At 44.8% G+C, this 12,986-nt stretch carries 14 protein-coding genes; 5 read left to right on the top strand and 9 right to left on the bottom strand.

Annotated elements, in window-relative coordinates:
- Window positions 1–141: 141 nt before the first annotated feature.
- The gene (locus tag HGH47_RS08620) at window positions 142–429 is read left to right on the top strand and encodes a 3-hydroxyacyl-CoA dehydrogenase NAD-binding domain-containing protein (protein WP_212564916.1); all 288 of its coding nucleotides are present in this window, start codon (window positions 142–144) and stop codon (window positions 427–429) included.
- A 1-nt stretch (window position 430) separates the two neighbouring features.
- Here the strand turns inward: HGH47_RS08620 and HGH47_RS08615 are convergent, their stop codons facing one another.
- Window positions 431–799: a transposase family protein gene (locus HGH47_RS08615; protein ID WP_432911900.1), complete on the bottom strand. Its 369-nt coding sequence runs from the start codon at window positions 797–799 to the stop codon at window positions 431–433.
- An 11-nt stretch (window positions 800–810) separates the two neighbouring features.
- Window positions 811–1,557 carry a copper homeostasis protein CutC gene (locus tag HGH47_RS08610; protein WP_432911762.1) on the bottom strand — a complete coding sequence of 249 codons (747 nt, stop codon included), beginning with the start codon at window positions 1,555–1,557 and terminating at the stop codon, window positions 811–813.
- Between the two features lie 156 nt (window positions 1,558–1,713).
- On the opposite strand from HGH47_RS08610, the gene HGH47_RS08605 reads away from it, so the two are divergent.
- Window positions 1,714–2,484, top strand: coding sequence for a hypothetical protein (locus HGH47_RS08605; RefSeq protein WP_432911759.1), 771 nt, complete (start codon window positions 1,714–1,716; stop codon window positions 2,482–2,484).
- Here the strand turns inward: HGH47_RS08605 and HGH47_RS08600 are convergent.
- Window positions 2,462–3,661 carry an ATP-binding protein gene (locus HGH47_RS08600; protein ID WP_432911756.1) on the bottom strand — a complete coding sequence of 400 codons (1,200 nt, stop codon included), beginning with the start codon at window positions 3,659–3,661 and terminating at the stop codon, window positions 2,462–2,464. The genes HGH47_RS08605 and HGH47_RS08600 overlap by 23 nt on opposite strands.
- Window positions 3,662–3,874: 213 nt before the next feature.
- Here HGH47_RS08600 and HGH47_RS08595 point away from each other — a divergent pair, with 213 nt between their 5' ends.
- Entirely contained in the window at window positions 3,875–4,216 is a 342-nt protein-coding gene (locus HGH47_RS08595) for a BrnT family toxin (RefSeq protein WP_253674972.1), read from the top strand.
- Window positions 4,182–4,496, top strand: coding sequence for a BrnA antitoxin family protein (locus HGH47_RS08590; RefSeq protein ID WP_212564912.1), 315 nt, complete (start codon window positions 4,182–4,184; stop codon window positions 4,494–4,496). The genes HGH47_RS08595 and HGH47_RS08590 overlap by 35 nt, the downstream gene beginning before the upstream one ends.
- Before the next feature lie 250 nt (window positions 4,497–4,746).
- Here HGH47_RS08590 and HGH47_RS08585 read toward each other — a convergent pair whose 3' ends face one another.
- The 3 genes from HGH47_RS08585 to HGH47_RS08575 form a co-directional block, all read right to left on the bottom strand.
- Window positions 4,747–4,998, bottom strand: a complete 252-nt coding sequence (locus HGH47_RS08585) for a type II toxin-antitoxin system RelB/DinJ family antitoxin (protein ID WP_212564911.1) — start codon at window positions 4,996–4,998, stop codon at window positions 4,747–4,749.
- 120 nt (window positions 4,999–5,118) lie between these two features.
- Entirely contained in the window at window positions 5,119–6,081 is a 963-nt protein-coding gene (locus HGH47_RS08580; RefSeq protein ID WP_212564910.1) for a GNAT family N-acetyltransferase, read from the bottom strand.
- Window positions 6,065–7,309 (bottom strand): hypothetical protein, encoded by a 1,245-nt coding sequence (locus HGH47_RS08575; protein ID WP_212564909.1) that lies wholly within the window; start codon window positions 7,307–7,309, stop codon window positions 6,065–6,067. Before HGH47_RS08575 ends, HGH47_RS08580 begins: the two co-directional genes overlap by 17 nt.
- Window positions 7,310–7,406: 97 nt before the next feature.
- On the opposite strand from HGH47_RS08575, the gene HGH47_RS08570 reads away from it, so the two are divergent.
- A complete protein-coding gene (locus HGH47_RS08570; RefSeq protein WP_432911749.1) occupies window positions 7,407–9,824 on the top strand; it encodes a Lon protease family protein in 2,418 nt (805 codons plus the stop codon).
- A gap of 266 nt (window positions 9,825–10,090) precedes the next feature.
- Here HGH47_RS08570 and HGH47_RS08565 read toward each other — a convergent pair whose 3' ends face one another.
- The 3 genes from HGH47_RS08565 to HGH47_RS08555 all read right to left on the bottom strand — a co-directional run.
- Entirely contained in the window at window positions 10,091–11,152 is a 1,062-nt protein-coding gene (locus HGH47_RS08565) for a hypothetical protein (RefSeq protein ID WP_212564908.1), read from the bottom strand.
- Window positions 11,153–11,174: 22 nt separating this feature from the next.
- Window positions 11,175–11,882 (bottom strand): hypothetical protein, encoded by a 708-nt coding sequence (locus HGH47_RS08560; RefSeq protein ID WP_432911746.1) that lies wholly within the window; start codon window positions 11,880–11,882, stop codon window positions 11,175–11,177.
- 85 nt (window positions 11,883–11,967) lie between these two features.
- Window positions 11,968–12,986, bottom strand: a 1,019-nt coding sequence (locus HGH47_RS08555) for a hypothetical protein (RefSeq protein WP_432911743.1), incomplete at its 5' end; no start/stop codon positions are given.

Genomic DNA, 12,986 nt, shown 5'->3' with positions numbered 1-12,986 from the left:
AGTCATTACAACATAAAGACTTAAATTGAAACTCGGTATCAGCTATGCTGATGATGTATCTTCTATTCCGAAGGATGCGAAGCAAAGCTAACCGAGTTTTTTCAGATGCCCTGTAGTATAAGAATGAGGAGGAATATAGAAATGCTTAATCAAATGGATGGAAAAACCATTGCCGTTATCGGAAACGGTATTATAGGTCACGGTATTGCGGAATTATTTGCAAAAGCCGGTTATACGGTTGTCTTGATCGGAAGAAATGAAGCAAGCCTTAATCGGGCGCTCGAACGGATAAAGACAAGTTTAGGAGAATTTGCGGAAGAGGGACTTGCTGCTGAATCTGATGTAAGTGTTATTCTAAGCCGCATTTCACTGACTATTAGATGTAATTTGCGATGTTTTAATTTAAGTCATTACAATATAAAGACTTAAATTAAAACTCGTCGGGCATCTCTAAAAATCTAACCGAGTTTTTAGAGATGCCCAAGAATTCTTCCTTGTCCGTTTGGATATTCAGGTATATACTTAGTAATGGGAGTTTTGCAGAGGGCTGGAGTTCCCTTACATTAGACATGTTGGAAAACCAGTGTCGCAAGTTATAAATGCCGTAGATCAGCGTAATACGGAGAGCGAATTTTCTTCGTTTGTTTCGGTATCTGGAACCAAGTATCCTGAATCTCTTCAAATAACGGCTGGTATGCTCGATGGCAATTCTTTGCCGTGGAATCTCCCCGTTGAACTCGATTTCATCCTTTGTCCGTTCCTTCCCCTTCTGTTCCTTTATTCGTGAGGAGAGTTTAATACTCCAAGCGCTTATTTTACGGTGCCGATAATTTCGGACATTGCGCCGAGGTCGGCTGTTTCAAACCGGTCTTCGGGCGGGTAGAGGGCGCCGCCGTAGTAGATAGCGGGGTTCTTTGCCGTCGAAGGCTCGGCTACGGCTTTTAACGCTGCAAAGTGAATCTGATTGACACCGGTGCCTTTTACGAGCTTCGCCGCGTTTTTCTTTGTAATGCCGCCGCCGGGCAGAATTTCTATGCGGCCTTTTGCGTGCTTAACCATCGCGGAGATCAGCTCCATGCCTTCGTAGGCGGTCGGTTCCTGTCCGCTGGTAAGTACACGGGTAAAGCCGAGATCAATCAGAATGTCAAGCGTTTTCAGGGGATCGGGCACGACATCGATTGCGCGGTGGAATACCTTTTCTTTATCGCCTGCAATTTTGATGAGCGCTTCGCATCGCTTTTCATCTATCGTTCCGTTCTTTTTTAAAAATCCGAATACGATACCGTCAGCTCCGTTGTCGATAAACAGTTTTGCATCTTCTTTCATCGTCTTAAATTCGGATGCGGTGTACAAAAATCCTGCGGCGCGGGGGCGAACCATCGTCATCACTTTGAGATTTGTCTCTTTTTTAACAAGGAGAAGAGTTCCGAGTGAAGGAGTCAGACCTCCCAAAAACAAGGAAGAATTTAATTCAATTCTTGCAGCGCCGACTTTTTCGGCTGCAATCGCATCATCGAGCGAACCTGCGCAAATTTCAATCGTAATAGTGCTTTTCATACCGTAATTATAGAATACCCCTTATCAAAGGTCAACGATACGCGATGTGTTTCTTAGGTCTTTCTTAAAAAATAGGTTTTTCGTTTCTTCGTTGTAAAAATATCGGATATCGGCTATGATTGGTGCAGTCATTATTCATCAAAAAGGGAAACCGGTATGAAAGAATTCATCAATCTTATTCGATCGATCGTATCCGATATGAAGCTTTTGGGAAAACCGTTTATTAACTATACGCTTGCCTATATAGGTTTATCGGTCGTTTCAAATATCATGCCCATGTTTACCGGTTCAAACGAGGCGATAAACTCTTTTATCACGCTTTTAATTCTTGCCGTAGCAGTTTTGCAAACAGCCGTTATTGTCTATTTTCAGCGGGCATATATAAAGCAACAGATAGGGAATGTCGTTTTCAATTCTATTTTTGCCGTAATTCTACACCTCTATGTTATTTATTTTATTCAGTTGATTGTTATCACGATACCGGTTGCTGTGGTTATGCTTACTTTTCATTCGGCACATTCGGAAGCATCTGCTCTCTCTTCCGTTATGGATTGGATAGAAACCGGTTTGATATTTATTCTGCTTTTATACTGGTTCAGCCGCTTGGTGTTTGTACCCACTATTTTGGTTTATAAAAAAGAAAGTATGAAGATGAAGCATATTATCGCTGAAAGTAAAGCTATCTTTCGGAAGAATTTTTTCGTTGTTCTGCCGTTTTTCTTTATACTGTATGCAACGGCCTTTTATACCGGTTTTGCTATTATTGATAATCCCCAGTATACGCCGTCATTAGCACGTGTTATCTTTTTAACCTGTAATGCGTATATTTCTTCGATTTTGTATTGTAAACTGGTTATTAGCTATCAGCTGCAAATGGCAAGTAGGTATTTGCCTTATCAAACCTCTACCCTAATAAAAAATCAATAATATTTTTATGAGTGATGCCATCCCTGCTGAAATCAAAACGATCCAACGACAACACATATTTGGGAAAATTATCTTCAATCGATTTATATGCACCGAATTCCCGCTCGCGTGTTTGTTCATCGCTTAACATATAGGCGATTTGATAATAAGAGAGCTGATTATTTTTTTGTGCGATAAAATCGATTTCTCTCTCTTTCAGTTTTCCGATTTTTACTTCATATCCTCTTGAGACAAGTTCGATAAACACAATGTTTTCCAATGTTCTTTCAATATCTTTTGTATTGGGAAATCCCTGCGCTTGCCGGAATCCGTGATCGGTTGCATAATATTTTTCGTCTACTTTCAGTATCTTTTTACCTGCCATATCATAGCGGGGGACTTTTTTTATGATAAATGCATTCTGGCAATATTCCAAATAATTTAAAATGGTATCGAGCGAAACAGTCCTTTTCTCATTTTTAAAATAATTTTTAATACTGTTTGCCGAAAAAGTATGACCGATATTTTCGAGCACATATGATAAGATACGGTTAAAAATATCGACATCCCGAATGTTATTGTACTGCAATACATCTTTGACCAATACAGTGTTATACACATCGCTTAAATATTTAAAACAGGGAGCTTCCTCAAAATTAAAATAGTGCAAAAAAGGCATTCCGCCAATCCGTATATATGTATCGAAGAGCGCTTCATTTGAAAGCTGTTTATCTTTACATATTTGAGTAAACTCGTCGAAGGTAAACGGATAAATTTCAAACGCCGTATATCGCCCCGAAAGCAGAGTTGCAAGGTCTCCCGAAATAAGCGTCGAATTTGAGCCGGTTATATAAATATCGCAGTCCGTATCCACGCTGAGGCTGTTGATAACCTTTTCCCATCCTGCCACCATTTGTATTTCGTCAAAGAAAAAATAGCATTTCGTTTTTATGTGTTGTATGCGCGGTTGTAAATAGGCATGTAAAGCGCCGGCTGTTGTTACATCAAAAAACTCCGCCGACTCAAAATTAAGATAGAGCTTGTTTTCAACGGGTATGTTTTTGAGAATTTCGTCCTTTATCATCATTAAAAGCGTTGATTTTCCGACTCTTCTCATACCGGTTAATACTTTAATAACCGGCTTGTCTACAAATTGCGCAATCTGTTGTAGGTATTTCGGTCTGATAATCTGACTCATAAAGCCCCCTCCTATTATTTCGATTATAATCGAAATACTTAATAGAATCAATATGAATTTCGATTATAGTCGATAAAATATGTTGATAGCTGTTATTTTTCGATTATAGTCGATTCTATAAACTGAGGATACGGCATGAGGCAAGAAGTTTAAAAAGAGTCCTTGACAATATAATGTTCTATTTTTTTTGCACTTGATTTATGTATATGAATAATGTATATTAAATATATGGGACGGAATAAGGATTTTGTCTATCTTAATGCTTTTGTGTGGGATACGGCAAAGAATGAAGCAAATATAAGAACCCATAGCGGGCTTAGTTTTGAACTTGCAAGCCGTATATTCAATGATCCGTTACTTTACCAAGATTATGATTATAAACATTCAGACGATGAGGATCGGGAAAAATATATAGGCAAGATAGATGGACACTATATCGTAACCGTGATAGCAACTGACAGGGATGGACTTACAAGGCTTATTTCTGCACGAAAAGCAGTGAAAACGGAGGTAAAGCTTTATGAAGAAAACGCAAAGAGAATACAAGGTTATTGATTTTCCGCCGCTGACCGCAGAGGAAAGGGCAACGCTTGAACGGCTAGATAAAATGCCTGACAGTGAGATAAACTTCTCCGATATTCCACCGAGTATGCCTGACAACAACGGCGGCTTTTATTACATACAAGCGTTAAAAGTTCCCAAAACAGCAATTCATACAAAGATTGATAATGATAATCTTGAATGGTTACGGAAAGATGGAAAAGGGTACCAAGCACGGTTAAATAATGTCATACGTTGGGCAAGAATGAATAATTGCCCGATTTCAACACTATAATAGACCTATTCTGAAACTTTCGTTTTCGAATAGGTCGACGAGTTCTAAATCGTACAAATAGCACGATTTAGAACATCGCATTTCAAGGTAACCTGTTCAGAAAGGCGAGTTTCCGGACAGGTTTATTATTCATTCTTACCTATTGCAAAACAGTATCGGATTTTATAGCAGCCATTTATTCACTGCGTCCATCAGAAAATCATTTACTTATCGCCGTAATGAGAACCGCATTGAGCAATTTTATGCACTATCACACCTCGATAAGTTCATGTTCGGAAATATTCTTTCCTATTCGTATATCTGCGATTCTCTTATCAAGAATTGCGCTGTTTTCAGGAGAATAAAACGGATCCGCTTTCACTTCAAAAGGTATACGTCTTTCTCTTCCAAGTTTTTTCAGATAAATATTGATTGCCGTAGATAGAGACATACCAATATCTGCACATACTTGCTCTGCACTCCTTTTTACATCATCATCAATTCTCAAACTAATTTGTGCCATAACTACATACTCCTCCTTTTTAGTGTATTGTATAGCAATAGAGCTTATTTGTAAAGATTTTGCATTACATGTGCTTTCTATCTTTCAGCAAAAATTGCAAGTCTTTCCCTCATTCCCCTTCTATAACTTCGCCCCCGCTTTCCAATAACTCATTCTGAACAGCCCGCACTGCTCAAAGCCGAGCTTTTCGTATACGCGGAGGGCGGCTGTGTTGGCGGTTTTTACGAAGAGTGCGAAGCCGTGCGCTTTTGCGCTGTGGGTATTGATGAGATGCGCAACGGCTGCTGCGGCTAATCCCTTGTTCCGGTATGAGGGCAGGGTGTAGACGCCGCCGATTTGGAACCAGTGAAAGCCTTGTGCGTTGGTTCCGGCCTTTGCGACAATGTGCCCGTCTGCCGACACCTTGTAGATGTATTCGGTTGCAAGGCGAGTATGCAGCGACAGTTTACAGACGGCGGGGTTTATCGGGCGGCCTTCGTAGGCAACTTCGGTATTTTCATAATCAAGCTGGAGCGGGAAGAGTTCTGTAAGATCATTCTCCGTTGCGCGTTCAATCGACAGCGCGGCATTCAGCGTGGCCTGTGCTGTTTGAAAGAATGTATCCGTACAAGGTTTGGCGCACCGCATCAGGTAATAATCTACGGCGGCGTCAAGCCGAACTGGTGTATGTTGCGCAGATACGGTTGCTGCAATAATCCGCTCAAAGAGAATTGTATGTTCGCGGATGCCGGCAACGGCATGGAGTTCCCACTGGTGTTCGCTATAGAACACGTTCTCGTCTAAAAAGAACCGACCGAAAGCTAAGACCGTTTCTTCCGGAATGTCCGTATCGATACAGTGGAACAGAAGCCCATACGTGCTGAACAGTAAGACCCCGCAGCAGATTTTTTGCGGTTGCGGACAAGTTTGCCGTTGCGGGCAGGCATAGACAGCCGCCGCCTTTTTATACCGCGGAGCATAGTCGGGGTACAAGCAAAGCCGCAGCTGCTCTGCAAGATCGATGCAGCGGTATTCGTGCTGCCGCACGAATGCAGCCGCGTCATAGATAGTCTCCGGGGTCAGCAGTTCAAAACAGTAGTGCATACCGGTTAAATGCCGCGGCTGCTGCGGCTTTGTCCTGCCTGCCGATGCTGCGGCCGCTGCCTAAGAGTTCCGCTGCGAGGGCATCCTCTGCGCGCAGTTGTCCGAATCCTGCCAGTTCGGAGTAGGGGCGGATGTAACAATAGAACGGCAGCGGCAGCTCCGGCTGTGTGGGGGCGGTAAGAGGCTGCGATGCCGCTTCGGTCGAAGTCGGTTGGTCAGCAGTGCCGGATACATTGTCCTCAGGCAGCAGTTCCGGATTGTGTTCCCGCATGGTTTGTATCCATCCGTCGGGGGCGGGCGGCAGGGGCTCTTCTTCGGAAAGGTTGAAAAACACACCGGTAAACACTCCCGGATTTTCCGTACAAAAGTGCGCGGCTAAATCGGTATAAATGCTCTCCGCATATAAAAATATCCGCTTATTGCGTCCGTAGCGGGCAACCGTTTGTTTGAGAAAGTCGGCAAAGAATGCTGCCGTCTGCGGGTCATCTTCTTTTGTCAAATACCGGTGTTCTTTTTTCCCGGCGAGCTGCAGCAGCTTGCGGTACAGTTCGATGCGTGGAATAATGCCGCGCGGTTTAAGTCTCGTGATTTCCGCAACGGTATAGCCTTGATCCGCCAAAAGAGAGGCAAGCGTTTCCGGCCGTTCGGTGTAGGGGAAGGCTTCGGCAATAATCACCAGCGCTCTTTTATCGGCGCCGCCCTGCCGCTCAATCAATAATCCCTCGATAGGATTCCGCGAAGCGGATAGATTACTCGGAGAGGAAGAATCAGGTGAAGCTGAATCGGCGGTTTGCTCGGCAGTATCTTTATCGGTACCGGCGTTTGTTTTATCGGTTAATTCGATCGAACGGACGGTCAGCGGATACTCGGTTCTGATACTTGCTTCCGGCGCATATCTGAATGCGCAATACGCTACTCCGCAAAAAAGGCACAATAACACAATGCGCAGCATTATCGATGCGATGCTGTAAAAATCGTTCAGCATCCCTTGAAAAAACGCAATCAGCCGTATTATTTCCGAAAGGCAGACAATCAGTACAAAGAGGACTAAAATAAAAAGATAGAGGACAATTCCCTGTCCGATGATAATACAGATACAGACAAAGAGGCTTAGAAAAGGTAGAATAGGAATCGCACGGCCTTTTTTTAAGCTTTTTGAAAACGGGCGCAGCACTACCGGCAGTAAAAGGAGTAGAACTACAAGCTCGCTTAGTAACAGATCGGTCATATTTTTTCCTTTTGAAATATCGAGAATCTCTAACAGCGTAATCGGTTTTTAGAGGTTCTTTAATATCTAGTAGTAATTATTGAGGAGATTGAAGCTATTGAATACATCATCAACGTCAAACATCTCGCAGCAGGCTTCGGCACGGGAGCTTCCGCTTTCGGAAATTCAATTCAGTATACCGGAATCGAAAATCGCCGCATTAAAAACGAAGGCGCCGCATAAGCCGATCGTCGGGCAGCTCCGCGCGGTGTCCGCATTAGAACTCGGTTTAAGTATTCGGGACGACGGCTACAACATTTTTATTATGGGGGCGCCGGGAACAGGCCGCCGGACGGTTCTCACTTCGCTGCTCAAGGACTATAAACCAAATACCGCCGCCTTGCAAGATATTGCGTATGCGTATAACTATCGTCATCCGTCGGAGCCTGTCGCGCTGTTTTTTCCGGCGGGGGAGGGCAAGAAGTTTCAGCACAGCCTCAAAAATGCGATTGAAGCGCTCTATAAACGGGCGCTGCAGATTGAAAAATCGGAGAACTTTTTGTCTGCTCAAAAGAAGATTATGTCGGCGGTGGACAGCGGCGAAAATTCCCTGCTTGCAAATTTTGAAGTGACGATGCTATCGCGGGGATTTAAACTCTTGCAGCTGAAAGACGATTCCAATCAATCCGTCGATTTGATTCCGCTCATCAAAGGAAAGGAGATTTCGTTTAGCGAGTTGCAGCTGCAGGTTGCGCGGAAAAAGTTTTCCGAACAAGCGCTCAACGATTTGCGTGAAACCTATTACCGCTCGCTCGATGAGCTGGCCGATCTTTTTGCCCTGTTGCGGAAAAACCGAACGGAGGCGGAAGAAAAACTCAAGCAGCTCTACATCGATTTACTCAAACCGATTATCGCGGAGGAACTTGAAAAGCCTCGTGCGCTGTTGAACGGCTATCCTGCCGAAACCGATACGCAGAAAAAACACAATGAAAAGATTGCGTCTTTTTTAAAAAAGACCGAGGCGGATTTGATTGCCCGTGCCGTGATGTATGCAGCGCCGTTTAAGTCTCCACGGCGCAAGAAGTCTTTTTTCGGGCGGTATGCAATCAATTTGATTTGCGAAAATACGGAGGATAAATCCTACGTTATCGACGAAAACCAGCCGAATTTTTCCAATCTTTTCGGGACGATCGAAGGACACGGTGATGAAGAAGACGGGCTGCTGAACGGTCATTTACGGTTGCGCGGCGGAGCGGTACACCGTGCCTTAGGCGGTTTTTTGGTGCTGCGGCTGAAAGATCTTTTGGAAGAAGAGGATTCGTGGGTGTATTTAAAGCGGGTGCTGCAGTCGGGACGTATTGCCGTGCAAGCGCCGCCCGCCGGTACGCATACGCCTTCTCTTTTAAAGCCCGAACCGGTTCCTGCACAGCTGAAGGTTATCATCATCGGCGGCGAATATTCCTATGAGATTCTCTATCAAGAGGATCCCGACTTTTATAAGCTGTTCAAGGTGTGCGCAGAATTCGATTCGGTGATGCCGCTGACGGATGAAAACTTGGCCGCCGTCTTGGCGCTCATCGAAACCTTTGTAAAAGACCGCCATTCGCTGCCGTTCAGCGATTCGGGGTATGCGAAGTTGCTTGCCTATGCGGTTGAACTTTCGGAGAGCCGGCATTTGATTTCCGCTCAGTTTACGAAGATTGCGGATTTTGTTGCGGAGGCGAATTATACGGCGAAGCAGCAATCGTGCGAGCTTATCACCGATGAGATCATTACCAAAACAATCGAGCGGCGGCATTACCTTGCGGCCTTACCCGAAGAAAAATTCGCCGAGATGGTGCAGCTCAAAGAAATTTTAATCGATACCTCCGGCGCCGCAGTGGGAAAAATCAACGGGCTTGCCGTAGAGGAGCGCGGCTTCCATACCTTCGGCATACCGGTCAGCGTTACCGCACAAGCCTCGCCGGGTACTGCCGGTATTATCAACATCGAGCGGGAGGCAGGGCTTTCCGGCGAAATTTACGATAAGGCGCACCTCATCATCAGCTCGATTCTCCGACAAAAATACGCGCCGGATTTTCCGCTGTCGATTTCCGCTGCAATCTGCTTTGAACAATCCTACGGTATGATCGATGGGGACTCCGCTTCCTGCGCCGAGCTTTTCACGCTGCTTTCCGCAATCGGGGGCATCCCGCTCAGGCAGGATATCGCGGTAACCGGCAGTTTGAATCAACTCGGTATGGTGCAGCCGGTAGGCGGTATTTCGGAAAAGATAACCGGCTTTTTTGACACCTGCGCGATTCTCAGGTCTACCGGCACGCAAGGGGTGATGATTCCTCAGGGCAATAAAAACAATCTCTTTTTGCCGGAGCGCGTCATCAACGCTATCGCCGAAAAGCGGTTTAGGATATGGGCGGTAAGCAATATCGATGAAGGTATCGAGCTCTTGAGCGGTTGTGACACGGCAGCTGTTACCGTGCGCGTCTCTGCCGCGCTGCGGGACTTCGCGGAAAAAGTGAAAGCGTTTAGGAAGTAAGCGGGATGTCGGGCAACTCGAAAAATCTAACCGAGTTTTTAGAGATGCCCTATAGAATGCCGACAGTACTAACCAACAGCAGCGGTTCGCACTTATGCGAAACTGGTCATTAAAAGTATACCTTCATGTACACTTTTAATGACGCAGTGCAGAGATGTACTGTATATTTTCAAAAACTGATACGTCTGCCTTGCCATTATCTTATCGGCAAAAACGATATTTATCAATCCACCAACCTGTTCGGCATCACAGTTATCGGAGCAGGTCTAATACCTGATCTTATACGAAAGCTGCGGCGCTATGTCCCCCGACGAAGTATAGGCAATATTAAACTTGACGCCGGTGTCGTTAGCAGCAAGCGCATTCGCACGGGCACGTTTAAGATGCACAGCCGGCGCTACAAAACCGTAAATAAAGGAACCAACTTCTACGATGACACCTACCGACAAAAGTATTACACCTGTCGAAATTTGACGATTTATAGAGGCTTGTCTGGTAGCTTCGTCGTTTTTTCGCCTATCTCTCGCTTCTTGCCACTGCTCTTGCTTATTTTTATAATCCTCGTAACTAGTTCCATCCAAATAAGACCAACCAGAAGGAGGGCGGTTTCGATCAGCCTGCTGGTCAGCCTGCTCGCTCTCTCTGCGCAAGCTTGCCATTGCTGAATCTCCGGCGGTCCATAGACCAATACCCGCAAAGAGACATCCCCAGCCGACAATGTGTCCGACAGTCAATGCCGCGCCGTCGCCGGGATGGCCGGTTCTATATGAACCGAGCCCGAATAAAAGGTTTTGAAACCCGACACTTCCTACGCTGTATGGCGCGTTTGTTTTGTTTACTGCTTTTACTCCCAGCATCGATGCTTCAATCTCATTCAATTCTACGGCTGCGCGGTACATATCGGTAACGGCGGCTGTCGTAACATCTAATGCGCGGATGGTCAACGTATACCGAGCGCTTTTACCCAGTTGTTTTAGCGTACCTTGTATAACCGTTTCCGCACCGATCTTGGCGCCTAACTGCTGAATGGATTCGTCGCCGACTTCTCCCGAAAGCTGAAAACTCATCTCTTTCTTTATCGCTTCCAAGTTTGCACGGTCGGCAATGGTGAGCTTTTTAAGCTGCACTAACCGCAGTGTCAGTTCATCAAGCATAAAGTCGCTTAATACCGGGCTTTCTGAATGGATACCGATAATCGCAACAACGCTTTTCGGTTTAAGCGAAGCGGAAAACTGTTCCGCTGTTTCTTTTAATGCAGTCTGCACATCTGCGGCAAAGGCAAAACCGGCACACAAAAGCAGACTGATAAAAATAATTAATTTTTTCATAGTATACTTCCCGTTTCCTTTTTTATTGTTCGCCGAAATCGATATGCTGAACTTTATCAACAGAGTTTTGTATTGCAGCTTTAATATCGGTTAACATCGCCTTCTCTTTTTCGGTTTTTGCGGCGACCTTACCCAGTGCGCGGTCTATTTGCAGTTGTAAATCTTCTTTATTGATAACATACACGGCAACATATTCATAGCTTTCCTTCCCAGTCCCTTTGTCGCGCCGTCCAACCCAAAATTCGCGGCTTTTTTCCAGCCCGTTTAAAGTAACGGACGAAAAAACACCCATCACATCCTGCAGTAATTTTTGCGCGTCTTTATCGCTGTCCTTATTTCCGCTCATTCCTTGGCCGGATTTAACTGTAATTGTTTGCGCAATTTCACGGGTAACCGCTGCGGCAATGTCGTTTTGGACCCACCGTTTTAACAGGTCAATATCCCTACCCTGCGCCGAAGCCGTCCGTACCGCTAAATCTTTATACGTGGGCGCTGCTGCGATGCGGTCAAGCTGTTCCTTATCCGTTAGAACAATTTGCGCCCATTCGGGGATTTCCGCTCCGAAAGAAGCGCCTTGCCAATCGATAATCTCAAATTTGAGATTGCGGGCATTACCGGAAGCCTGAGGCAGCACATTTTGTGTCGTTGCCGCACCTGTAGAAGCACATCCTGCTATCAGCATTAAACCTGCCGATAACACCAAAACCGTTTTGATAAAATTTTTACTCATTTTTTCCTCCATATAATAAGTAAATTAAATATAAAAAAACTGCGGATGCCTCTTTGAAAATTCTTACCCTTCATTGCAATTACAATTACCGAAAAATTTCCATAAAGTGTGCACGCAGATCTTTTTCAACTTCAACAAAGGCTTTTTTCTTCGCGCCTTCCACATTGATGTGCCCCCATCTTTTATATGCTTTTGCATAAGACGCGAGCGATTTTCCGCCGTTTTTTGTATCGATAATTTTAAGCGACAAACGGGGCGTTACAAAAACACCGGCATCGTTCTCGGTTATAGCGGTTTTAATACTTCCGCTCAGGCACAATGCGCCGTCAGGGTCGTAGATAAAACCTTCGTTTTCAAGGATTTCCTGCAAAGCGATTGTAACGGCATCATCACAATCATTTTCAATCCGAATGGAAAATTTCATCCGTTCCTTTAACGCTTGTCTTTGTGTTATACAGTCATTTTTCAGCGTAATAATTGAAGAGTGCAGTCTTTCACCGTTTGCAAAATCCAAAACGGTTAATTTTTCCGCCGTCTTTTGCAACGCATTCAGCTCTTTGAGCGTTTTTGAAAGATCGACAAATTTCGTAAAGGAAGATGATGTTTGGAGATTTTTGAGCGTAAGTTGAACATTTTTAATGCCGGTTTGCAGTTCCGCCGCATACATTTTTGCAGCTTCTTTTTTATTGATAGAAGCGCACGTATACCATTTCCCGTTCTTTGCATGGAAGAACGATTCCGTGAATGAAAGCGGCGGCAATTCAGCTTCCGAAAAAACGGAAATTTCGGATGAAAGCCTCCGCGTTTTGTCTACGGAATCGCGTGTTTCTTTTATGGAAGCGTTTGTTGTGTTGTTTACGGTTATTGTTGAATCAAAATAGAGAGTGAGTTGTGAGATTGCATCTTCGCGCGATGCTTGATTGGTATCTCCTACGCCGAGCGCGCTAAGATAGGTGTCAGATGGAAAGTATACGTCTTTGCTTAAAACCCAGAGCGGTACTTCTTGCGCATAAAGAGGGGCACATAAAACGAGGCAGAGCAGTGCGTAAGTGCGTAAGTGCGTAAGTGCGTAAGTGCGTAAGTGCGTAAGTGCGTAAGTGCGTA

It is taken from the genome of Treponema sp. OMZ 805 (genome assembly GCF_050937395.1).
Lineage (GTDB): Bacteria > Spirochaetota > Spirochaetia > Treponematales > Treponemataceae > Treponema.
The sequence above is the reverse complement of the archived record's forward strand: the minus strand, read 5'-3'. Positions and strand labels throughout refer to the sequence as shown.